Raw genomic sequence first — 23928 nt, forward strand, 5'->3', positions numbered from 1 at the left:
TCGCTGTTCGCGCCACGCTTCGCGTGGTCTACTGGACGACCTTGTGACCCACCGGAGAGACCTCGCATGCTTCCGTCGATCCTGCGATCCCCAAACTCCCGTCGCTGGCGGCACCTTGTCTGGATGCTCCCGCTGTTCGTGTTCGCCGCAGATGTCTCAGCGCGCAGAAATGAGACCACCAACTGGACGGAGCAGGACTTTGCGCTGTATCCGCCGTTCTGTCGCGCACGCATTGAACGCGAGCCGAAGGAACTGGTGGATTACTGGACCCAGCGGCTGGGGCCCAAGAACTACCTGCACATCCACCACTTCTGTTTCGGGCTGAAGGCGCTGAATCTGGCTTACGCCAATCTGAACAACAAGCAGCAGCGCGAGTTCATGGCCAATGCGGTGGTCGGCAACTTCAACTACATCATCGACAGCACGGAAAGAACCTTCTATCTGCGACCGGACGCCTACGTGAATCTCGGCCGCGGCCACCAGCTCCGCGGGGAGTACGACATTGCACGGCAGAAGTTCTACGAGGCGCTCAAGCTCAATCCCAAGCTGGTCGACGCCTGGGTCGCGATGAGCGACATGTACTACCAGGCGGGCAAGAAGGCGGATGCGCTGTCGGTGCTCCTGCAGGCGAGTGAGTACTGCGGTGAGAACAAGAAGATAGACCTGCGCGTCGCCGAGATGCGTGCGGCCGGAATCAAGCCGGCGGCGATCGAGGTGGTGCCCGTTCCCAAGCCCAAGCCGGCGGAAGCTCCGCCGGCCGCCGAGGGCGCAGCGGCTCCGGAAGCGGCGTCGGCCGCCGAGTCCGCGCCCGCAGCAGAGCCGGGCGCGACGAACGCTCCCGCGGCTGAGCCCGCGCCCGCAGCGGCCGAGTAAGCGTTCTCAGTCGGCGCGCAGTCGCCTGAGCAGAAGAGCCAGATGACCTGCCCGCGGTGCCAGGCGCAGCGAACGGATGAAGTCTCGCCAGAAACCGGGCGCGGCACCCGGAGTGGCCCAGAAGCGGTCGAACAGGGCGTTGCCCAGTGCGCGTCCAAGCAGCCTGCGCTGTTCGGCTTGCAGTACCGGCTGCAGGCGCTCGAACAGCGCGCGTTTCATTTCCACGTCGTGCTCGTGCATGCGGCTGGCCAGCGTGGCCTGTGAAAAGTAGCTCTGACCGTCGCGCCGCCACTGGTAGAGCGGATGGTCGACCAGCACGCAGCGCAACCCGCGCGCAGCGGCCTCGATCGCCCAGGCCGATTCGGGCCAGTGGTCGTTGTCCATCGGGCTGACCGCATCCAGTGCGGTGCGCCGGAACACCGGGTGCTGGAAGGCCGCCGGTACGCCGAGCAGCAGCGCGGCAAACAAGCGATCATCGAAGGTGATGACGCATTCGTCGTTTCCGGCGGAGGCCCCGGCGAGGCGCAGCGTGCGTCGAGTGGCACTGCGCTGTCGCAGATTGACGTCATCCGCCTCGTCGCCGAATGCCTCCACCCCGATGAAGGCCACGTCGGCCTCACGCAGTGCCGCTGCGGCGGCGGACAGGGCTTCCGGCGCCAGCCTGTCGTCGTCGTCGAGCTGGGCGATCAGGTCGCCGCGGGCGGCGGCGAAGCCGCTGTTGCGCGCAGCGGCGACGCCGCGCGGCTGTTCGTGACGGATCAGGCGCAGCCGCGCACCGACGATGGCTTCCAGCGCAGCGGCGTCGATCGGCGGCGACGAGCCGTCGTCCACCACCACCACCTCCCAGTCGGTGCAGGTCTGCGCCGCGATCGAGGCGAGCGCCTCGCGCAGCAGTGCGGGCCGGTTGTGCGTCGGTATCACCACCGACACGCGCGGCGCGGCGTTGTCCGAGATTGCGCTCATGTCCGCCAGGCCGCGACGCGATGGCGCAGCGCCTGCCGCCATTCGCCACGCTGTCGCGCCAGCATCGCGGTGCCGATGCGCGCATCGCGCAGGGCACGCCGGGCGGCCGGCAGTGCCTGGGTCATGTCTGCCGACTGCAGATGGGCGCACAACTCCTCCAGCGCCCGTATGTCGCCGCGCGCCTGTTCATAGCGGTCGCCCGAGGTGTTGTTGGCATGCTGGCGGTAACTCACCAGCGTTTCCGCCTGATAGAGAATGGGGGCGTGCGCGGCCGTGCGCAGCCACAGGCTGTAGTCGTCGGCCCAGAAGCCGCGCTGTGGCAGAAAGCCGCCGGCTGTTTCGTAGGTGCTGCGGCGGATCATCACCAGCGAGGCACTGAGGATGAAATTGCCGCGCAGCAGTGCGTCGAGGATGCGACCGCTGCCGCGCAGGCCGTAGCCCGAGCCGGTGGCGGCCAGCAGCTTGCCGTCGGCGTCGATGCGCCGGTGATCGCAGTAGGTGGCGCCGGCGTCCGGGAAGCGCTGCATCAGATCGGCCTGGCGTGCCAGCTTGTCGACATCCCACAAGTCGTCCTGGTCGATGAAGGCGATCAGGTCGCCGGCGGCGGCATCGGCGCCGGTGCGACGCGCGTGCGCCTGGCCGTGATTGGTCTGCGATAACCGCGTGATCCGGTCGCCGTAGCGCTGCAGCAGCGCTGCACTGTCATCGGTCGAGCCGTCATCGACGACGACGACGCGCGCTGGCGGCAAAGTCTGCGCGAGCACCGAGTCGATGGCCTGGGCCAGATGCGCAGCACCGTTGTACACCGGCATGACGACGCTGATCGACGGCGCAGCCATGGCAGCTCAGTGTTGTGGCCGCGCCACGAAGGCGAACTGCTGCGGCTTGAATTCAGCCAGCCAGCGGTCGAACAGGCGGAAGGCGAAGCGGCGCAGCGGCGACGGCGACCACCACGATTCGTTGATGCCTTCGACGGTGTCCACCCGGTAGCCGCAGTCCTGGATCATGCGCAGCGCGCTCTTGCGGGTGAAGAAGCGCAGATGGGTGCGGTCGCGCACGCCACGACCCTCGTAGCGGAAATCGCGCTCGAACAGCATGTGTTCGACGTTGTCGACGTGCAGCAGATTGGGCAGCGAAATGATGACGACGCCGTCCGGCGCCAGCCAGCGCCGCGCCAGTTCGAGCGTCTGCCAGGGGGATTCCATGTGCTCGAGCACGTCGTTGAACACGATGGCGTCGAAGTGGGCGTCCGGCAGTGCGCAGCCTGCCGCCATCGGCTCGACCAGCACGTGGTCGAGCCGGGTTGCTGCCAGCGCGGCGGCGTCGGCGGCCGGCTCCATGCCCCATACCTCGATGTCGCGCACCTGTTTCAGCGCGTGGCCGAAGGCACCAGTATGGCAGCCGACGTCGAGCAGCCGGCGCGCGCCTGCGGGCACGAAGCGCTGCATTTCGCTGCGCGGGGAGTCGGGGTAGCGCTGGATGTCGCTCACGGATCAGAAGTCGAAATAGATGAAACGCTGCGTGCTGCCGCCGAAAATTACCACACACAGTATCGCGGCCGCATAGACGCCACCGCGCAGCAGCGGGGTCACCCGCGACCAGCGATCCAGACCGCTGGCGCAGGCGCTGACGATGCGCGATTCGAGCAGCACCAGCGCGCAGGTGAGCGCGGTCAACAGCCACACATAGCTACGCACCGCCGGCGGACTGGCGTCGCTGCCGGCCAGCCCGGCCATGCGGGCGCAGATGTCGAAGGCCTGTGTGGTCGATGCGGCGCGGAAGAACACCCAGGTGATCCAGACCACCACCATGCTGCAGCCCCAGGCGAGCACCGCATAGGCGGAGCGCCCGCTGGCGGACTGCGGCTTCGGCAGCCAGGGCTGGACGACGCGGTGCGCCACCAGCCAGGCGCCGTGCAGGAAGCCCCAGATGACGAAGGTCCAGGCGGCGCCGTGCCACAGGCCGCCGAGCACCATGGTGATCATCAGATTGGCCAGCGTGCGCGCGTAGCCGGCGCGGTTGCCGCCGAGCGACACATAGAGGTAGTCGCGCAGCCAGCGGGACAGCGTGATGTGCCAGCGCTGCCAGAATTCCTGCGGGCTGCGGCTGATATAGGGGTAGCGGAAATTGCGCGGCAGGTCGACGCCGAAGCCGCGCGCCAGACCGATCGCCATTTCGCTGTAGCCGGAGAAGTCGAAGTAGATCTGCAGCGCGAAGGCGGTCACCGCCAGCCAGGCGGTGGCGGTGTCCAGCCGCGACGGATCGGCCCACAGTTCGTCGGCCAGACCGGCGAAGTTGTCGGCGAACAGTATCTTCTTGATCAGGCCGCCCATGAAGATGAGCGCGCCCACCTTGAGGTCGCGCGCCTGCAGCGGCCCCAGGCGCTCCAGCTGCTCAACCAGTTCCGAGGCGCGCAGGATGGGGCCGGCCACCATGTGCGGGAAGAAGCTGATGTACAGCCACCACGAGCGGAAGGAAATGCGGGTGGTCCATTCGCCGCGGTACACGTCGATCATCACCGACAGCATGTGGAAGGTGTAGAAGCTGATGCCCAGCGGCAGCGCCCAATGCGTCCAGTGGCTGTCGAGGCCGGTGTCGGTATGGCCGGCGAAGGCGGCGACCGCGATCGCCGTGTCGATCAGCATGCCGAGATACTTGATGGCACCCAGAAGCGTCAGGTTGAGCACCAGCGCGATCACCAGCGTGCGCTTGCTGCGCGTGCGCGACAGCGCGCTGTAGAACAGGTAGTTGAGGCTGACTGACAGCACCAGCAGGATCAGGTAGGCCGGTTTCCACGAGGCGTAGAAGATGAGGCTGCCGGCCAGCAGCACGACCGCGCGCTGCGGCTGCGTGCGGCACAGGCCGTAGATCGCCAGCAGCGCGGCGAGAAAGACGAAGAAGACGGGCTGGCTGAAGATCATCGTGCGGTGTCCTTGCGCCAGGCTGCGCCCAGTGCGGCGCTGTACAGGCGGGCGCCGCCGTCGTTCAGGTGACCGGGGTCGGCGAAGTGGTCGGGTTCGAGTGGCGGCACATCGACCTGGAGCCAGCGCGCGCCGAGCGCTTCCAGCGCCGGTGTGACGCTGGCGTAGGGGCCGGGCGAGGCGCCGGGGCCGAAGGCCGATTCGCGACCGAACAGCGGGGTGGCGATCAGGTGCACGCGTACGCCTGCCTTGACCAGGCGATCGACCAGCTTGTGCATCGCATCGACCATGCGCGGATCGGGCGGCGCGCGCGTGCCGGCTTCCTGCGCCATCAGCTGTTCGCGGTTCTGGAAACGGCCCTTGAAGCCGGCGCGGTAGCCCATGTTCTGCGCGGCGCCGCCGCCGACCGGCTCGACCTCGCCGACGGTCGCTTCGGCGAAACGCAGCAGCTTGTCCGGTTCGCGCAGTTGCCGCAGATTGCCGCTGTAATACCAGGTGCGCAGCAGCGAACCGAACAGCTCGGCATGAAAGCCGGCATCCAGCAGCGCGTCGCGTTCGGCCAGAAAGCCGTAGTAGCCGAGCGAGTCCTCGTGCTGGAACAGCGTTTCGTCCAGCGTGATCAGTACGTCGCTGGGTCGGGCGCCGGCTTCGAGCAGGCGGTCGGCCACGCCGTGCAGCACCAGTGCGTTGGCACCCGGCATGCCGAGGTTAAAGGCGCGTACTCCGCTCGGCGATCCGGCCGCGGCGAGCAGGGCGTCGGGCGCGATGCCGTTGTCGGCGCGGCTGTTGCCGAGCACCAGCAGCGACGGCCGGGCGTGTTCGACAAAATCGATCTTGTCGGTGGCGCGGCCGACTGCGAACACGGCGCGGTACCGCTGCAGCACCGCGTCGCTGTGCAGCGCCAGTTCGAAGCAGGCCAGCAGGGCCAGTGCAATCCATGCGGCCGGGCCGAGCGCGGCCGTCCATCCTCTGTTCATCGGGACACCCAGGCGCGAAGTTGATCTATCCATCCGGCGGCCGGCGCGCGCGTACCTTCGCCTTCGACGGTGAGTGTGCGGCGGCTGCCGTCGGCCAGTGTGGCGGTCGCCTCGACCGCCAGCCGGTCGTGCGGATAACGAAGTGACAGCCGGCGGCCGGGCAGCGCGATGTCGGCGACGATGCCGTCCGGCTGTTCGACCACCGTGGCGTCCATCGGCGGCAGTGCGCCCAGGCCCGGGCGCAGCACGACCAGGAAGCGGTCTTCCAGCGCCGGCGCGGCGGGCGAGATTTCCAGCCGCCAGGCGCCCGGATCGAGATCGGCCGGGCCGCGCGCGATATTGGCGGCCAGCGTGCCGTTCTCGTCGAAGTTGCGGCCGTCGACGAAGAACTCGAAGCCCTTGCCGCCGATCGGCACGATGCGCGCGTCGCGCGGGTAGAGCACCTCGCCCTCCAGCCGTGGCAGGCCGGCGACCTCCATCACCGGTGCGCGTTCGATCACGAAGCGCCGGCCGTCGATGCGCGGCGCCTCGGCGCTGTGCAGCAGCCAGCGCTTGGCGAACCCGGCGCGCGTCGATTCCAGCGTGTCCTGCACCACCAGCATGTCGGCCGCGCGGTCATAGACGAAGATGCGCCAGGCGCGCTCGACCCGCCGCGTGCGGTGGTGGAAGCTGTGGGCGCCGGTCTGCGCGCTGGTGTAGGCGGCGGTGATGTCGGCCAGCGCGATCAGCAGGTCGTCCTGCTCGACCACGCGCACCATGCGCCCGGTGTGGAAGTCGTCGTACTTGCTGCGCCAGTCCTCGATATCCATCGGCGCGGCGTGCAGGTCCCAGCCGGAACCGACACGGCGTTGGCCGCCGTCGTTGGCGATGGTGCGCGGCTTCTTGTTCTGGCGCGCCGGCATCGGCAGCGTGTCGGCCGGGTCGGTCACCGTCAGCGTGTTGTGGGCGATGGTCTGGTAGTGGTAGTTCAGATGGTGGTCGGTGCCGTAGCCGCAGTAGCAGCCGCTGTCCAGGGCCAGCGGCGCGCCCTTGTACAGCGTGAAGCTGCCCTGGTCGAGATGGCTGTGCGACCAGTAGTTGTCGCCCGCCTTGAAGCTCAGGTGGGTGGCGTCGTCGCGCCAGCTGCTGCGGACGAGCAGCCAGCCGAGGCCGTCGGCGTAATGGGTGAGCGGCTGCGCCTGCACCGCGGCGGGCGAGTACAGCGTGGCGTCGGTGAGCGGACCCCAGGGCCAGGAGGTCGGAGCCGGCTTGCGGTCGGGCTTGCCGTACAGCGTGTAGGCGGCCGCGTGGCGGTACTCGAGCGCCAGCGCCAGTGCGTCGTCCACCGCTCGGCGGCCGAAACGGCCGTCGCCGATCTTGACGCTGCTGCCGTCCGGCAGCTGGCGCATGACCAGGAAGTCGAGGAAGCCGCGCAGCGCCGGCTCCTGCCGGAACAGGTCCTCGCCGGTGGCCGATCGCCACATGGCCGGCAGCTGATAGATGGCCTGGCCGATGCCGATGCCGACGTATTCGTTGCCTTCGTGCCAGCCGCCGTTGCGCCCGCCGATCTGCCGCCACACCGGCAGCACGCGGTTGATCCAGTAGTCGTAAGTGAAGGCCATCACCGGCGCCGCGCGCGGATCGTCACCGTGGATGGACAGCGCGCAGGCCATCAGCGCCTGGAAGGGTGCGTTGTACAGATAGACGTTGTACGGCGACAGCGCCTCCAGGCGGATGACGCGGATCTGGTGATTGCAGGCCTCGATCACCTTGTCCTTCAGCTTCGGCATCAGCTCCGGCGGCACGCGGTCGTGCAGCCAGTCGTAGACCTGGGCGATCGGCTTGGTCTGCGCGTGGCCGCGCCAGTTGGGCTTCATCCGGACGACGCGCTCGACGATGACGCGCACATCCTGCGTCTCCGGCGCCAGTACCGCCGCCTCGATCGCCGCGCTCAGATCGCCGCTGCCGCCCTTGGCGCGCTTGACGAGCTGAGCGATGTAATCGGGGTTGTCGGCGCGCAGGCGGGCGATATCGCCGAACGACGGATAGGGCAGCCGCGGATGCGCGTGGCGGAAGCCGGGCAAGGCGGGCACTTGCAGTTCCTCGGGCAGCGGCAGCGTCGGCTTGCTGCGCGCGGAGGCGAGTACGGTCGGTGGCGGCGTGCGTGCGAGCGACCAGACCGCGCTGGCGCTGCTCAGCAGCAGTGCGGCGACCAGCGTGAACGCCAGTCGCGGGCGCACCGGCGAGCGCGGCCGCGACGCCTCACCGGCTGCCGGCGCCAGATGGCGGACCGTCAGCACGGCGCCGGCCAGGGCCATCGCCACCGTGGTGATGTCGGGCGTGCGGCCGGGCACATACTGCTGCATCCATTCCAGTCCGAAGGCAAGGCCGCCGCAGGTGAGCACGATGGCTGCGGCGCCGCCGCGTCCGCCGCCGGACAGTCGGTGCAGCGCCGCGGCCAGTGCGACATAGGGCCAGAAGGTGTCGATCAGCACACTCAGCCCCTGCATCGGATTGTTCAGGTGGGCGACGAAGGGCGTCCAGTTCAGCTGCCGCAGCGCACCGGGCTCCGGTGTCAGTTCGACGATGGACAGCGCCAGCACCATGGCCAGCGCGGCCAGCGCGGGGCGTGCGGGTTTCAGGCGGCGCGGCAGCGCCAGCCCGGACAGCAGGCCGGCCGCCGCGCCGGCCAGCGCTTCGGCCGAAAGCTGGCGGCTGATCACCGCCACCTTGAGCAGCAGCACTGCCAGCACGAACAGCCACAGAAAGCGCGGCAGCGACGCCGTGCGCTGGCGGGCGTCGCGCGTCAGCAGCGCGAGGGCGAACAGTGCCAGCGCGTAGCCGGCCATGCGCGCGAAATCGAAGCTGGCCGGGTCACCCAGCGTAGCCGCCAGCGGCGCGAGACCGTTGCGCAGGGTGCCGAGGTCGAGCGAAGGGACGAAGGGTGACAGCTGCGACAGGGCCCAGCCGGCAATGGCGGCGAGGGCCAGATCGGCGTCGCGCGTCGGCTGGAAAGTGCGCGCGCGCCAGGCCTGCAGGCGGGCGACCAGGCGCCAGCGCGGCGTCAGCAGTGCGGCGACGGTGGCGCCGACCAGCCCGCCGGCGGTGTTCAGGATGAAGTCGGCCAGCGAGGGCACCCGCTGCGGCAGATGCGCCTGCGCCGCTTCGACTCCGAAACTGAGGGCCGCTGCGAAGGCCGTCGCCAGCGCGATCGACAGCAATGCCGGCCAGCTTCGCGTCAGCCAGCGCAGCCCGATGCCGAGCGGAATGTATATGAGGGCATTGACGACCAGATCGGGCGCCGACAGCGCCTTCGTGTTCCACACGCCGAGAAAGGCCAGCGCGTCGGCGGTCGGTCGCCAGCCGGTAAAAGGGTAGAGGCTGCCCCACAGGATCAGCGCGGTATAGACGACGCATGCCGCGAGGACGTTCCGGGTGTGGCGCGCTTCGAAGGGCATGGACGGAGGAGAGGGGGCTGGCTGACGGAGGACGTGCGCGGCGATTATCCGGACCGGCACCGGCGGCCGATAGGGGGTGGCGACGGCTTGTCGCTGCCGGAAGTGCCATCAGTCACGATCGGCGGCGGGCCGGAACGCGAGTCGGCGGCCGGTCTGTGCGAAAGTGCGCACCCGGAGGAGGGGACGATGTACGGGCTTTACGGGGCATTGCTGCTGTGGGCGGTGGCGCTTTACTGCGTCAGGCGCGATCTTGCGCGCGCCTGGGCCGAGCCCTGCCTGCGTTGCCCGGTCATGGTGTTCGAGGGCGACGACTGGGGTTACGGTCCGCCGGAACAGGCCGACGCGCTGCGCGACATTGCGCGCGTGCTGTCGGCGCATGCCGATGCGCAGGGCCGTCATCCGGTGATGACACTTGGCGTCATCCTCGCCGGCCCGGACGACGCACGGCCGGACGAGGCCGAAGCCTGCGTCGCGCTGGACGACGCCCGGCTGGCGCCCGTGCTGGCGGAAATGCGCGCCGGCGTGGCGCGCCGCGTGTTCTCGCTGCAGCTGCACGGCATGCAGCACTATCACCCGGCGGTGCTGGAAAAGGCCTGCGCGCAGGATCCGGCGCTGCGGGCGTGGCGACGCCAGCCCTTTCCGGCCACCGAAGACCTGCCGTCGCCATTGCAGAGCCGCTGGGCCGACGCCTCCAGCCTGCCGTCGCAGGCGCTGGAACGGGCCGACATCGTCAGTCGGGCGACGGCCGAAGTATCGACTTTCGCCCGCATCTTCGGCGTGATGCCGGCGGTGGCCGTGCCCCCCACCTTTGTCTGGAACGATGCGGTCGAGACCGCCTGGGCGGCGGCCGGCGTGCGCGCACTGGTCACGCCGGGCGAGCGCTACGAGCGGCGTGGCGCCGACGGCCTGCCGGTCGATAGCGGCCGGTTCTACCGGAACGGACAGCGTTGTGCGTCCGGGCTGACGGCGCTGGTGCGCGACGACTATTACGAACCGGTGCGCGGCCACCGCGCCGAGCGCGGGCTGGAGGCGCTGGCGCGCAAGTGGGCGCAGCGACGCCCGCTGCTGCTGGAAACGCACCGCTCGAACTTCGTCGGCCGGCATGCCCGTCACCAGGACAGTCTTGCGGCGATCGACAGCCTGATTGCCGGGGCCAGAAAGCGCTACCCGACGCTGTGTTTCGTGTCCGTCGAGGCGCTGGCCGACGCCTACGCAGCCGGCGGATCGGCGCTGCTCGACCACGGTCTGCAGGCCAGACTCCGGGCCTTGCCGGCCCGCCTGCTCACCACGGGGCGCCGGCGCAAGGTCCTGCTGGCGCTCTGTGTCCTGACGGTGTTTGCGCTCGCGCTGACCGCCTGAAGCCGCCGCCGGGCGCCGGAATGCGCTTTTTCATTGTGGAAATTTGTGTCTCCCGGCCGCGCCGGTAGCCCTGAAACGGCGTCGCAACGTGCGTTAGTTATCACCGCCCCTGTGTGCCGCGGCGTCTTGTGACCAGATTCACGCGTGATCCCCGGCTCAGCCCATATCGTTCGCGCTCAACAAGCCGGCGCCCCCGCGTCGGGACAATATTCGCGGCTGGTCCGATGCATCGTCCGGGCGGCCGAAAAGGGGTTGATTGTGGTCAGACTGTTCAGTCACTACGTACCTTCCGTCACGCTCATGAGACTTATCGCCGAGGCGATCGTGCTGTTGATCGCCGGTTTCGGCGCCGCCTGGATCAGCGCGCCCGCCAGCATGGAATCGCTGTTGCCCGCGCTGTTGCCGGCTTCGGTTTTCGCAATACTGATGACGCTGCTGATGAGCGCGCTGGGCCTGTACCAGCGGGAACAGCCGCGTAACCTGTCCGAACTGGTCGGCCGCGTGCTGTTCGCCTTCCTGCTCGGCCTGCCGGTTGCCTACATGGTGTTCCGCCTGCTGCCGCAGGGCAGCGTCGCGATGCCGGCACTCGATGTGTCGCTGTGCATGGGTTTCGGCGGCATCCTGCTGCTGCGCGCGGCGTCCTTCCTGCAGGCCGACGGCGCCGGCATGTTCACGCGGCGCATCCTGGTCGTCGGTACCGGCGCCGAAGCGGCTTCCGTCTGGGCCAGCGTATCGACCTCGGCCAGCGCCACCCACACCATCGTCGGTTTCGTGCCGGTCGGTGCCGAAGAGGCGGTCGAAGTGCCGACCACGCTGGTGATGCCGGAAGGCAGCTGTGTGATGCAGCTGGCCCGTGACCACCGCGCCAACGAAATCGTCGTGGCGGTGCGCGAGCGCCGCGGTGGCGTGCTGCCGCTGCGCGAATTGCTGGACTGCAAGCTGGCGGGCGTCACGGTGAATGACCTGTCGAGCTTCTTCGAGCGCATGCGCGGCCAGGTCCGCCTGGATACGCTGCGTGCCAGCTGGCTCATCTACGGCGACGGTTTCCGCCAGGGTTTCGCCCGCAGCGCGGTCAAGCGCGTGTTCGACATCGTCGCCGCCAGCGTGCTGCTGGTCGTGACCGCGCCCATCATGCTGCTGGCGGCCATCGCCATTGCGATCGAATCCGGCTTTCCGGTCATCTACCGCCAGGAGCGGGTCGGACAGGGCGGCCGCACCTTCAAGGTGCTCAAGTTCCGCAGCATGCGTCTGGACGCCGAAGCCGACGGCAAGCCGCGCTGGGCCGGCAGCAACGACGACCGCATCACTCGCGTTGGCCACTTCATCCGCAAGACCCGCATCGACGAACTGCCGCAGATTTTCAATGTTCTGCATGGCGACATGAGCTTCGTCGGCCCGCGTCCGGAGCGCCCCTTCTTCGTCGATCAGCTGACCGACCAGATCCCGTTCTACGCCGCCCGTCACAGCGTCAAGCCGGGCATCACCGGCTGGGCCCAGGTGCGCTACAGCTACGGCGCTTCGGTCGACGACGCGGTGCAGAAGCTGCAGTACGACCTCTACTACGTGAAGAACCACACCCTCTTCCTCGACATCCTGGTGCTGCTGCAGACCGTGCGTGTCGTGCTGACTGGCGACGGCGCCCGCTGATCGTCGCCCCCGTGTCCGGTCGGTCGCGCGCTGCGCGCCCGGCGGGTCACGGGCACAATGCGGTTCATTGCAACACTCCTGACGCCGCGTCCTGATGGATTCCCTCCCCGCTGCCTTTGCGCTTTACGCATACGCTGCGGCCGCGCTCGGATTCGCCGCCTTCTGCCTGCAGCTCTTCATGAGCGCCAGTCGCTCTCCGCGTGCCCGCCTGCTCGGCTGGTGCATGGTGGGCGGCGCCTTGTGGTGTGCCGCCATGACCGGATTCGTCTGGCGCCCCCATCCGCTGTGGTGGACGCTCGCGCACGCGGCCGATGCCCTGCACTACCTGCTCTTCCTGTTCTTCCTCGCCGCCTGCGTGGTCGACCCGGACGGGCGCCAGCCGCTGCGCGATCTGGTGCGCAAACCTTCCTGGCTGATACGGCTGGCGCTGATCACGGTCCTGCCCTGCGCGCTGGCTTATGCCGCGCTGTCCTGGCTGCTGCCGCGCGATGCGGGCGTGCTGGTCTGGCTGATGGGCTGCGGCCTGGCGCTGAGCCTGCTGGGCGCGGTGATGACCGAGCAGTTCTACCGCAACACGCCGCAGCAGTGGCGCTGGGGCGTCAAGCCGATGACGCTGGGTCTGGGCTTCACGCTGGTGTTCGACCTGTATTTCTTCTCCGAAGCGCTGATGTTCCGCGAACTGGACCCGACGCTGTGGGCGGTGCGCGGGCTGGTGCACGCCATCGCCATCCCGCTGTTCGCGGCGTCGTCGGCGCGTATCCGCGAGTGGTCGATCCGGCTCAATGTGTCGCGCGAGGCGGTGTTCCACACCTCGGCGCTGGTAATGACCGGGGCGGCGCTGCTCATCATCGCGCTGGCCGGCTACTACGTCCGCTTCTTCGGCGGCGAGTGGGGCGCGGCACTGCAGACCGTGGTGCTGGCCGCCGGTGCGCTAGGGCTGGTGGCGTCCATCGCCTCCGGCAGCGTGCGCGCCTGGCTGCGCGTATTCGTGAACAAGCACTTCTTCAGCCTGCGCTACGACTACCGGGCGGAGTGGCTGAAGCTGGCCGACACGCTGTACAGCGCCTCCAACGTCGACACCCTGCGCGAAGCGTCGATACGGGTGATGGCCGACCTGGTCGAAAGCCCGGGCGGCATGCTGTGGCTGCGCAACGAGCAGGGCGTGTACGCGCCGGCGGCACGGCTCAACCTGCCGGCCATCGAGGCGCGCGAGCCGGCCGACAGTCCGTTGATCGCTTTGCTGCTCGGTCGCATGTGGGTGGTCAATATCGAGGAGCATCGCTCGCGCCCTGGCGTGTATGGCCACATGCGCCTGCCCGAGTGGGTGGCGCAGATTCCCGAGGCCTGGCTCATCTGTCCGCTGGGCAGCGAGGACATGCCGCTCGGCTTCGTCGTGCTGTGCCGCCCGCGCGCCCTGGTCGACCTGAACTGGGAGGTGCGCGACCTGCTGAAGACGGCCGGCCGCCAGGTGGCCGGCGTGCTGAACCAGACGCAGGCGATGGAAGCGCTGATCGAGGCGAAGAAGTTCGAAGCCTTCTCGAAGATGAGCGCCTTCGTCGTGCACGACCTGAAGAATCTCATTGCCCAGCTCACGCTGCTGTTGCGCAACGCGCAGAAGCACCGCGACAACCCGGAATTCCAGCAGGACATGCTGGACACCATCGAGCACGCGGTCGGCCGCATGAACAGCATGCTGCTGCAGCTGCGTTCCGGCACCCAGCCGATCGAGCAGGCAGCGCCGGTATCGCTGACGCCGCTGCTCGAACGGCTGCATCGGTCGCGTGCGCGGAGTGGTTGTGCGCTGGCGCTCGAAGTCGAGAGCGGACTGGTGATCCGTGCTCATGAAGACCGGATAGAGCGGGTTGTGGGGCATCTTGTGCAGAATGCACTGGATGCCACGCCGCAAAACGGTAAAGTCAGCATCAGGGCGCGCAGCGGACAGGAGGGCGTCGTGGTCGAGGTCGAGGACAACGGCTGCGGCATGACCGAAGAGTTTGTGCGCGAGCGCCTGTTCAAGCCGTTCCAGTCCACCAAGGCGAACGGCATGGGCATCGGCGCCTATGAAAGTTTCCGCTACATCCAGGATCTGGGTGGACGCATCGAAGTAATCAGCGAGCCGGGTCGGGGCAGTCTGTTCCGGCTCGTGTTTCCTCAGCAGACGGCCACGGTGGCCGTCGCCTGACCGGGAGTGACATGGCTGACAAGGGTCGTACGCTGTTGATCGTCGAGGACGATCCTGCGCTGCAGAAGCAGATGCGCTGGAGCTTCGACGATTACGAAGTGGTGCTGGCCAGTGACCGCGAATCGGCGCTGGCGCAGATACGGCGCCACGAACCGGCGGTCATCACGATGGACCTGGGCCTGCCGCCGGCGCCGGACGACGTGACCGAAGGCATGGCTCTGCTCGGCGAGATCATGGCGCTGGCGCCGCAGTCCAAGGTGATCGTGCTGACCGGTCAGAACGACCGCGCCAACGCCTTGCGCGCGATCGGCATGGGCGCCTACGACTTCTACGCCAAGCCCTTCGAACCCGAACTGCTGGCGCTGCTGATCGAGCGCGCCTTCCGCCTGCACGATCTGCAGGCCGAGAACACACGCTTGGCCAATCAGAACCTCGGTGTCGAAGGTCGCTTCATCACGCGCGACGCCAACATGCTGCGCGTGCTGCGCACCATCGAGAAGGTGTCGGCGACGCGCGCCACCGTGCTGCTGCTGGGCGAGAGCGGCACCGGCAAGGAAGTGCTGGCGAAGACGCTGCACGACCGTTCGGAGCGGGCCGGCGAACGTTTCGTCGCGATCAACTGCGCGGCCATCCCCGACAACCTGCTCGAAAGCGAACTGTTCGGCTACGAGAAGGGCGCTTTCACCGGCGCCACCAAGCAGACGCCGGGCAAGATCGAGGTCGCCAACAAGGGCACGCTTTTCCTCGACGAGATCGGCGACCTGCCGGGCCCGCTGCAGGCCAAGCTGCTGCGTTTCCTGCAGGAGCGGGTGATCGAGCGCCTGGGCGGCCGCGACGAGATTCCGATCGACGTGCGCGTGGTCTGCGCCACCCACCAGAACCTGCAGACGCTGATCGGCGAAAGCCGTTTCCGTGAGGATCTGTATTACCGCCTGGCGGAAATCGTCGTCACCATCCCGCCGCTGCGCGAGCGCGAGGGCGACGCCGCGCTGCTGGCGCATTCCTTCGTCAAGCGCTTCGCCGGCGAGCAGGGGCGCAGTTCGATGTCGCTGTCGCGCGAGGCGGTGGCGGCAATCGAGGCGCACAAGTGGCCGGGCAATGTGCGCGAGCTGGAGAACTGCATCAAGCGCGCCACCATCATGGCCGACGGCAACCAGATCATGGTGCCTGACCTGGGCCTGAAGCCGGCGGAAGAGAACGGCAGCTTCTTCAATCTGCGCCAGATCCGCGAGGAAGCCGAGCGCAAGGCCGTGGTCAGCGTGCTGGCGCGCGTCGACGGCAATATGGTCAAGGCCGCCGAAATGCTCGGCGTGAGCCGGCCGACCCTTTACGACCTGATGAATCGTTTCGGCCTGCGCTGAAACCGACCTGGAGCATCGCTCTTGAACCCCACATTCCCGACCCTTCCGCGAGTCAGCCGACTGCTCGCCATACTCCTCTGCGCATCGGCGCTGGCTGCGTGCGACCGCAGCAAGCCGCCCGAGGCGTTGCTGGCGGAGGCGCGTTCGGCGTTCGAGCGCAACGATCTGCAGACGACGGCGATCCAGCTGAAGAATCTGTTGCAGAAGGATCCTTCGAACGCCGCCGCCCGCTACGAGTTGGGACGCCTCCACATGCTGACCGGCGATGCACCGTCGGCGGTGAAGGAACTGACCCGTGCGCTCGATGCCGGGCATCCGGCGGAACAGGTGGCCCCGCTGCTGGCGCGCGCCATGGTCGAGGCCGGCGAGAGCAAACAGGCGATCGAACGTCTGGGCACGACCAAGCTGTCGACGCCGGCCGCCAGTGCCGACCTGCGGGCCGCGATCGGTCATGCGCAGCTCGCCGTCGGCAACAAGGATGGCGCGAAAGCGGCTTTCGACGAGGTGCTCTCGGCCGACCCCAACCATCTCTATGCCGCACTGGGCAAGGCGCGCCTGCTCGGTACGCAGCGCGAATTCGCCAGTGCCCACGCGCTGCTCGACAAGGTGCTGGCCGCTGATCCGAAAAGTGCCGAAGCCTGGTTCCTTGATGCGGAGATGAGATCGGCGCAGGGGCAGTTCGAGCAATCGATGGCGTCCTATCGCAAGGTCTACGAGGTCAAGCCGAGCAACGTCACGGCGCGCTTCGTCGTCGTATCGGCGCTGGCGAACGAAGGCAAGATCGAAGAAGCGCGCAAGGAGCTGGCGGCGCTGCGCAAGGTGTCGCCCAAGGCGCCGGAAGCCAACTATCTCGACGGCCTGCTGCTGGTGAAGGAGCGCAAATTCGTCGAGGCGCGGGACCGTCTGAACAAGACACTCGCTGTCGCGCCGAACTACGTGCCGGCGCTCGGACTGGCCGCGCTGACCGAATTCGAGCTGCAATCCTATGCACTGGCCGAACAGCACGCCGAAAAGGTGATCGCGCACGGCGGTGACTCGCTGTTCATCCGCAAGGTGCTGGTCGGCGCCTATCTGCGGACCGGCCGGCTGGACAAGGCGAGACAGGCGCTGGCGCCGCTGCTCAAGTCGAGCCCGGGAAACCCCGAAGTGCAGGCGCTCGCCGGTCAGGTCTATCTGACGGGTGGCGACGCCAAGGGCGCCGAGGCCGCGTTCGAGATCGCCGCGAAGAAGCAGACCGAAGATGCCGACGCGCAATCGCGGCTGGGCCTGAGCCGGCTGGCGGCCGGCGATCGCGAGGGGGGTATTGCAGCGCTGGAGCAGGCGGTCAGGCTGGATACCGAAAGCGGCCGGCCGGACCTGGTGCTGATCGTTGCGCATCTGCGCAACCGCGACGCCGATCGTGCGCTGGCGGCGATCGATGCGCTGGAAAAGAAGCGCCAGATCGACCCCATGAGCATCAATCTGCGTGGCACCGCCTATCTGCTGAAGAACGACCCCGACCGCGCGCGCGCCGAGTTCAAGCGTGCGCTGGAACTCGATCCCGCATATTTCAGCGCGGCCAACAACCTCGCCCGCATGTACGTGACCGAGGACAAGATCGCCGACGCGGAAGCGGTGCTGCAGCAGTTCGTCGCCAAGTCGCCGAAGAACGCCGACGCGCTGATGGCGCTCGCCGGTCTCAAGGCACGCACGCCGGACGGCTCGCCGGAGTCGCTCAAGCTGCTGCGGCAGGCCATCGACGCCGATCCGAAGCAGGTGAATCCGCGGCTTGCGCTGATCGAGCTGCACCAGCTTTCGGGCGACCGCGGCAAGGCGCTGGCGGCCGCAAACGAGGCGCTCAACGCACTGCCGGACGAACCGCGAGTGCTTGACGCGCTGGCGTTGGCGCAGGCACGTGCCGGCGAACTGGAAGCATCGGTCGCTACGCGTACCAAGCTGGTTGAGCGCGACCCGACCTCGGTTCGCGCTCAACTGAATCTGGCGGCTACCCAGGTTGCCGCGAAGCGGGACGCCGAGGCGATCCAGACACTGCGCAAGGTGCTGGCGCTGCAGCCGGAAACGGTCGAGGCGCAGAACATGCTGATCACCATCCACCGCAGCCGGAACGCGGTCGACGAGGCGCTCCGCGTGGCGCGCGACGTCCAGCGTCAGCGGCCCAAGGCGGCGCTGGGTTACGTGATGGAAGGCGAGCTGATGATGTCCTCGTCGAAGGCGGACCAGGCAATCAAGGCGTATCGCGAGGCCTTGAGCCGCGAGCGCACGGCCACCAACGTCACCCGCCTGCACGCGGCCCTCGAGCGGGATGACAAGGCGGCCGACGCGCGCGCGCTGGTCGATGGCTGGCTCAAGGACAATCCGAAGGACGTCGAGGTGCTGCTCTACCTGGGCGATGTCGCCCTGGTCCGCAAGTCGCTCGACGAGGCGCGGACACGTTACGAAGCGGCGCTCGCGCGCTCGGCGAACAATGTGATCGCACTGAACAACCTGGCCTGGATCGCCGCCCAGCAGAAGGATGCGCGGGCCCGCAGCTATGCGGAAAAGGCCTACGCACTGGCACCGCGCAACCCCGCCGTGCTCGACACCTACGGCGGCATTCTGCTCGCCGCCGGCGACGCTGATCGGGGTCTGCAGATGATGCGTCAGGCGGTCGCGGCGGCGCCGTTCGCCAACGATCTGCGCCTGAATCTGGCGCGGGGGCTTGCCGGCGCCGGGCGCAAGGGCGACGCGCGCAAGGAGCTGGAGCCGCTGGTTGCGCTGGGCAGCAAGTACGAACGTGCCGCCGAGGTGGCCGATCTGATGAAAACTCTTTGAACTGAATCCGGATAGAAAACCATGACCAAAGTTGCTGTGATCGGCCTCGGCTACGTCGGCCTGCCCCTGGCTGTCGAATTCGGCAAGAAGATGCCGACCATCGGTGTGGACATGTCGGCCGCCAAGGTGGCCGCCTACCGCGAATTCGTCGATCCGACCGGCGAGGTGAGCAGCGAGGACCTGCGCGCCGCCACCCAGCTGACGGTGACCACTGACGGTGCAGCGCTGGCCGAAGCCGACTACATCATCGTTGCCGTGCCGACGCCGGTCGATGACGCGCACCAGCCGGATTTCTCGCCGCTGGTCGGCGCTTCGGAAACCTGCGGCAAGCACATGAAGCGCGGCGCCATCGTCGTGTTCGAATCGACCGTCTATCCGGGCGCCACCGAAGAGGTGTGCATTCCGGTGATCGAGAAGTTCTCCGGCATGAAGTGGCTGCAGGACTTCAACGTCGGCTACTCGCCGGAACGCATCAACCCGGGTGACAAGGAGCGCACGGTCACCAAGATCCTGAAGGTGGTGTCGGGCGACACGCCGGATACGCTGAAGAAGGTGTCCGACCTGTACAAGGCGGTCATCACCGCCGGCGTCTATGAAGCGTCCAGCATCAAGGTGGCGGAAGCGGCCAAGGTGATCGAGAACACGCAGCGCGACCTGAACATCGCCTTCGTGAACGAACTGGCCATCATCTTCGGCAAGATCGGCATCGATACCGAAGAGGTGCTGAAGGCGGCGGGCACCAAGTGGAACTTCCTGCCCTTCCGTCCGGGCCTGGTCGGCGGCCACTGCATCGGCGTCGATCCGTACTACCTCACCCACAAGGCGGACATGCTGGGCTATCACCCGCAGGTCATCCTGGCCGGTCGTCGCATCAACGACGGCATGGGCAAGTATGTCGCCGAGCAGACGGTGAAGAAGCTCATCCAGAGCGGCGCCTCGGTCAAGGGCGCGAAGGCGCTGGTGCTTGGCCTCACCTTCAAGGAGAACTGTCCCGACCTGCGCAATTCGCGCGTGATCGACGTGATCCGCGAACTGCAGAGCTACGGCGTCGAGGTCATCGTGCATGACCCGGTGGCCGAGTCGAAGGAAGCCGAGCATGAATACGGCGTGTCGCTGACCGACTGGGACGACATTCCCAAGGTCGAGGCTATCGTGGCTGCCGTGTCGCACAAGGAGTTCGCCGCCCGTCCGCTGTCCGACTACGTCGGCAAGCTGAAGGCCGGCGGCGTGCTGGCCGACATCAAGTACCAGTTCGACGCGGCCGCGCTGGAAGCGCAGGGCGTCGGCGTCTGGCGTCTGTGAGACCCACGTGACACTGCCTGCAACCCTGCCCGAGTCCCTGTCTGCTGCGCTGGCCGCGCGCCCGCGCCGCTGGCTGGTGACCGGTGCCGCCGGCTTCATCGGTTCGCATCTGGTCGAAGTGCTGCTGCACGCCGGCCACAACGTGGTCGCGCTGGACAACTTCTCGACCGGCCATCAGCGCAACCTCGACGAGGTGCTGGGCGGCCTGCCGTCGCAGGCCGCCGCGCGCCTTGACTTCGTCGAGGGCGACATCCGCGATCTGGCGACCTGCGCCCGGGTGTGCAGCGGCGTCGACGTGGTGCTGCACCAGGCGGCGCTCGGCTCGGTGCCCCGTTCTCTGGCCGATCCGATCACCTCGCACGATTCGAACGTAAACGGCTTCCTGAACATGCTGGTCGCCGCGCGCGACGCCGGCGTCGGTCGCTTCGTCTATGCCGCCTCGAGTTCGACCTACGGCGATTCGCCCAACCTGCCCAAGGTCGAGGACGTGATCGGCAAGCCGCTGTCGCCCTACGCGGTGACCAAGTACATCAACGAGCTGTACGCCGACGTGTTCGGTCGCTGTTACGGCCTGTCCTGTGTCGGCCTGCGCTACTTCAACGTGTTCGGCGCGCGCCAGGACCCGGAAGGCGCCTACGCCGCGGTGATTCCGCGCTGGGCGCGCGCGCTGCTGCTCGGCGATACCGTGCAGATCAACGGCGACGGCGAAACCAGCCGCGATTTCTGTTACGTCGACAACGCGGTGCAGGCCAATCTGCTGGCCGGTCTGACCGAGCGTACCGACGCGGTGAACACCGTCTACAACGTCGCCGCCCACCGTCAGACCTCGCTGAATCAATTGTTTGCAGCGATGCGTGACGAACTCGTGAAACGATTCCCGGACATCGCCGGCGCCCGGGCGCACTATCGTGACTTCCGCGCCGGTGACGTGCGCCACTCGCTGGCCGACATCACCCGCGCACAAACCCTGCTCGGCTACGCGCCGACACACGACGTGTCGCGCGGTCTGGCCGAGGCAATGAACTGGTATGTGGCGCGTTTTGCGCCGGCGACGCTAGCCTGACGATGAAGACTGTACGACTCGCCCTGCTGATTGCCTGCTGCGCCAGCGCGCCGGTGCTGGCGCTCGAGCCCGAGGCGGCGGCGCGCAGTCTGCTGGCCGAGGCGCAGTCCTTCGAGCACGGCGAGGGCGTACGGCGTGACCCGGCGCGCGCGGCGGCGCTCTACTGCCAGGCGGCCAAGCTCGGTGACGCCGAAGCCCAGTTCAACCTGGCCTGGATGTACGCCAACGGCCGCGGTGTGGACCGCGACGACGCGCTGGCCGCGACCTTCTTCGATCTGGCGGCCCGTCAGGGCCACGAACACGCGCAGCGCATGCTGCGCTTCACCGGTGCGCCGACGCGCGAACTGCCGCTGTGCATGCAGGATCCGCCGGAGCCCGAACCGGTGATGGTTGCCGACATCGATCCCGATCTCGAAGCGGCTTTCGGCACCACCGCCGACCGCAAGCGCGTGATCGAGATCGTGCGCGAACTGGCGCCGCACTTCGACATCGACCCGCAACTGGTGCTGGCCGTGATCGGCACCGAGTCGAACTTCAATCCCAAGGCGCGCTCGCCGAAGAACGCGCAGGGCCTGATGCAGCTGATTCCGGAAACCGCGCAGCGTTTCAATGTGCGCGACACCTTCGATCCGGTGCAGAACATCCGCGGCGGCATGGCCTACCTGCGCTGGCTGCTCGCCTATTTCGAAGGCGACGTGGTGCTGGCAACCGCCGGCTACAACGCCGGCGAGGGGGCGGTTGACCGCTACAAGGGCGTGCCGCCCTACCGCGAGACGCGCGAGTACGTGAAGCGCATCCAGACCCTGTTCCGCAAGACCGAGCATCGCTACGACCAGAACGTGACCACGCCGTCGCCGGTGCTGCGCACGCTCGTGTCCCGTCGTGGCTGAGCGCGCACCGGACAATCGCCGGCGCCGTCTCGTCTGCGCAGCGCTGCTGTCGTCGCCGCTGCTGGCGCGCGCCGCGCTGAGCGACACCATCGTGCGCATCAAGCCGTCCATCGTCATCGTCGGCACCAATATGCGATCGCGCGCGCCCAGTTTCGAACTGAAGGGCAGCGGCTTCGTCATCGGTGACGGCACGCTGGTGGCGACCAACGCGCACGTTGCCGGCGTGCCGCTCGACGCCGACCGCTTCGAAACGTTGGCGGTGATCGCCAGCGTCGATGGTCGCCAGCAGTTGCGCGAGGCGCGCGTCGTCGCCTCGAGCGCCGAGCACGACCTGGCGATACTGAAGATACAGGGCGCGGCGCTGCCGGCGCTGAAGGTCGGCGACTCGGCCGGCGTGCGCGAGGGGCAGTCGGTGGCCTTCACCGGTTTTCCGATCGGCAGCGTGCTCGGCTTCACCCCGGTCACCCACCGCGGCATCGTGTCGGCCATCACGCCGATCGTGATTCCGGTCGACAACGTGAGCCAGCTCAACGCGGCCAACCGCAACCGTCTGGCGCGCGGCACCTTCACCGTGTTCCAGCTCGACGCCACCGCCTATCCGGGCAACAGCGGCAGCCCCTTGTTCGATCCGGACAGCGGCGAAGTGATCGGCGTGATCAATATGGTGCTGGTCAAGGCTGGCAAGGAAAGCGTGCTGTCGCAGCCCAGCGGCATCAGTTACGCGATACCGGCCAGCCATCTGTCGGCCCTGCTCGCTACGGTGCGCTGAGGCGGCGCGGGGGCGAAAACCGCGGCTGCTATAATTCGCGGCACTTTCGGCTTATTCTGCCGATCAATCCTGCCGAACCTGCTGCCCCAACGCCCGTCCATGTCCCTGTTTGCGCTCGGTCTCAACCACCACACGGCACCGCTTGCCGTGCGCGAACGCATGACCTTCCTGCCGGAAGCCCTGCCCGATGCGCTCGGCCAGCTGACCCGCGTGCGGCCGGTGCAGGAGGCGGCCATCCTGTCCACCTGTAATCGCACCGAGCTGTACTGCGCGACCAACGACCCGGACAGCGCGCTCGACTGGATGGCCGAGTACCACCGTATCGGCCCGTCAGAAATCGCCCCTTATATATACAGGCTGGAACACCAGCAGGCGGTGCGCCACGTGTTCCGCGTCGCCAGCGGTCTCGATTCGATGGTGCTGGGCGAGCCGCAGATACTCGGCCAGATGAAACAGGCGGTGCGCGTGGCCGAGGGCGCAGGCACGCTGGGCGCGTTGCTGCACACGCTGTTCCAGCGCAGTTTCGCCGTTGCCAAGGAAGTGCGTTCGACCACCGCGATCGGCGCCAACATCGTGTCGATGGCGGCGGCGGCGGTCCACCTGTCGGAGCGCATCTTCGGCAGCATTTCCGGCCAGCGCGTGCTCTGTGTCGGCGCCGGCGAAATGATGGAGCTCTGTGCGGCGCACTTCGCCGGCTGTACGCCGCGCGACATGGTGATCGCCAACCGCACGCTCGACCGCGCCCAGGTGCTGGCCGAGCGCTTCGCGCGCAGCGACCTCAAGGTCGGTGCGATCCGCCTCGACGAACTGGGCGAGCGCCTGGCCGATTTCGACATCGTGCTGTCCTGTACGGCCAGTCCGCTGCCCATCATCGGTCTGGGCATGGTCGAACGGGCGCTGAAGCAGCGCCGCCACCGGCCGATGGTGATGGTCGATCTGGCGGTACCGCGCGACATCGAAGCGGAAGTCGACAAGCTGGGCGACGTATTCCTCTACACCGTCGATGATCTGGCACAGATCGTCGATTCCGGCCTCGAATCCCGGCAGGCGGCGGTAGTCGAGGCGCAGGCCATCATCGACGCCCGGGTTGCCAACTTCCTGCAGTGGGTACAGGCGCGCGAGGCGGTGCCGGCCATCCGCGCGCTGCGCGGCCACGCCGAGGAAATGCGCGCCGCCGAACTCGAACGCGCGCTGCGAGCCATCGCCCGCGGCGAAGCGCCGGACCGTGTGCTCGACACGCTGTCACGCAATCTGACCAACAAGCTGCTGCACGGTCCGACGCGCTTGCTCAACGAAGCGCCGCCGGAAGCGCGCGAGCAGATCGAAGGCCTGGTGCAGCGCCTGTTCCCGCAGCACGACCGCGACGCCTAGCG

Annotated in this window: 17 protein-coding genes; 11 read left to right on the plus strand and 6 right to left on the minus strand. The window is 67.9% G+C overall.

Features of this window, described 5'->3' with window-relative positions:
- The first annotated feature begins 66 nt into the window (after positions 1-66).
- Positions 67-873: a tetratricopeptide repeat protein gene (locus tag METFAM1_RS0117510; RefSeq protein ID WP_232419800.1), complete on the plus strand. Its 807-nt coding sequence runs from the start codon at positions 67-69 to the stop codon at positions 871-873.
- A 6-nt stretch (positions 874-879) separates the two neighbouring features.
- Here METFAM1_RS0117510 and METFAM1_RS0117515 read toward each other — a convergent pair whose 3' ends face one another.
- Genes METFAM1_RS0117515 through METFAM1_RS0117540 form a run of 6 tightly spaced genes read right to left on the minus strand, consistent with a single transcriptional unit; the run spans position 880 to position 9171 of the window.
- Positions 880-1836 (minus strand): glycosyltransferase family 2 protein, encoded by a 957-nt coding sequence (locus METFAM1_RS0117515; RefSeq protein WP_024300808.1) that lies wholly within the window; start codon positions 1834-1836, stop codon positions 880-882.
- The gene (locus tag METFAM1_RS0117520; protein WP_019916771.1) at positions 1833-2675 is read right to left on the minus strand and encodes a glycosyltransferase; all 843 of its coding nucleotides are present in this window, start codon (positions 2673-2675) and stop codon (positions 1833-1835) included. The genes METFAM1_RS0117515 and METFAM1_RS0117520 overlap by 4 nt, the downstream gene beginning before the upstream one ends.
- A gap of 6 nt (positions 2676-2681) precedes the next feature.
- Positions 2682-3326, minus strand: coding sequence for a class I SAM-dependent methyltransferase (locus METFAM1_RS0117525; RefSeq protein ID WP_019916772.1), 645 nt, complete (start codon positions 3324-3326; stop codon positions 2682-2684).
- Positions 3327-3329: 3 nt separating this feature from the next.
- Positions 3330-4757, minus strand: coding sequence for an MBOAT family O-acyltransferase (locus METFAM1_RS0117530; protein ID WP_019916773.1), 1428 nt, complete (start codon positions 4755-4757; stop codon positions 3330-3332).
- Positions 4754-5734 (minus strand): hypothetical protein, encoded by a 981-nt coding sequence (locus tag METFAM1_RS0117535; RefSeq protein WP_019916774.1) that lies wholly within the window; start codon positions 5732-5734, stop codon positions 4754-4756. The genes METFAM1_RS0117530 and METFAM1_RS0117535 overlap by 4 nt, the downstream gene beginning before the upstream one ends.
- Entirely contained in the window at positions 5731-9171 is a 3441-nt protein-coding gene (locus tag METFAM1_RS0117540) for a VanZ family protein (RefSeq protein ID WP_019916775.1), read from the minus strand. Before METFAM1_RS0117540 ends, METFAM1_RS0117535 begins: the two co-directional genes overlap by 4 nt.
- Positions 9172-9357: 186 nt before the next feature.
- Here METFAM1_RS0117540 and METFAM1_RS0117545 point away from each other — a divergent pair, with 186 nt between their 5' ends.
- From METFAM1_RS0117545 to hemA, 10 genes are all read left to right on the plus strand, one after another.
- A complete protein-coding gene (locus METFAM1_RS0117545) occupies positions 9358-10530 on the plus strand; it encodes a hypothetical protein (RefSeq protein ID WP_024300809.1) in 1173 nt (390 codons plus the stop codon).
- A gap of 300 nt (positions 10531-10830) precedes the next feature.
- The gene (locus tag METFAM1_RS0117550; RefSeq protein ID WP_019916778.1) at positions 10831-12177 is read left to right on the plus strand and encodes a TIGR03013 family XrtA/PEP-CTERM system glycosyltransferase; all 1347 of its coding nucleotides are present in this window, start codon (positions 10831-10833) and stop codon (positions 12175-12177) included.
- A 94-nt stretch (positions 12178-12271) separates the two neighbouring features.
- Complete coding sequence (gene prsK, locus METFAM1_RS0117555; protein WP_019916779.1) at positions 12272-14359, plus strand: XrtA/PEP-CTERM system histidine kinase PrsK; 2088 nt, start codon at positions 12272-12274, stop codon at positions 14357-14359.
- An 11-nt stretch (positions 14360-14370) separates the two neighbouring features.
- Positions 14371-15720: a PEP-CTERM-box response regulator transcription factor gene (gene prsR, locus METFAM1_RS0117560; RefSeq protein WP_019916780.1), complete on the plus strand. Its 1350-nt coding sequence runs from the start codon at positions 14371-14373 to the stop codon at positions 15718-15720.
- A 21-nt stretch (positions 15721-15741) separates the two neighbouring features.
- Positions 15742-18531 carry an XrtA/PEP-CTERM system TPR-repeat protein PrsT gene (gene prsT, locus METFAM1_RS0117565; RefSeq protein WP_157256643.1) on the plus strand — a complete coding sequence of 930 codons (2790 nt, stop codon included), beginning with the start codon at positions 15742-15744 and terminating at the stop codon, positions 18529-18531.
- A 21-nt stretch (positions 18532-18552) separates the two neighbouring features.
- Positions 18553-19833 (plus strand): nucleotide sugar dehydrogenase, encoded by a 1281-nt coding sequence (locus METFAM1_RS0117570; RefSeq protein WP_019916782.1) that lies wholly within the window; start codon positions 18553-18555, stop codon positions 19831-19833.
- A 7-nt stretch (positions 19834-19840) separates the two neighbouring features.
- Entirely contained in the window at positions 19841-20896 is a 1056-nt protein-coding gene (locus tag METFAM1_RS0117575) for an SDR family oxidoreductase (RefSeq protein ID WP_019916783.1), read from the plus strand.
- A 2-nt stretch (positions 20897-20898) separates the two neighbouring features.
- Positions 20899-21786, plus strand: coding sequence for a transglycosylase SLT domain-containing protein (locus tag METFAM1_RS0117580; RefSeq protein WP_019916784.1), 888 nt, complete (start codon positions 20899-20901; stop codon positions 21784-21786).
- Positions 21779-22555, plus strand: coding sequence for a S1C family serine protease (locus METFAM1_RS0117585; protein ID WP_019916785.1), 777 nt, complete (start codon positions 21779-21781; stop codon positions 22553-22555). The genes METFAM1_RS0117580 and METFAM1_RS0117585 overlap by 8 nt, the downstream gene beginning before the upstream one ends.
- Positions 22556-22654: 99 nt before the next feature.
- Positions 22655-23926 carry a glutamyl-tRNA reductase gene (gene hemA, locus METFAM1_RS0117590; RefSeq protein ID WP_019916786.1) on the plus strand — a complete coding sequence of 424 codons (1272 nt, stop codon included), beginning with the start codon at positions 22655-22657 and terminating at the stop codon, positions 23924-23926.
- Positions 23927-23928: the final 2 nt, after the last annotated feature.

This window comes from Methyloversatilis discipulorum (assembly GCF_000527135.1).
GTDB classification, from domain to species: Bacteria; Pseudomonadota; Gammaproteobacteria; order Burkholderiales; family Rhodocyclaceae; genus Methyloversatilis; species Methyloversatilis discipulorum.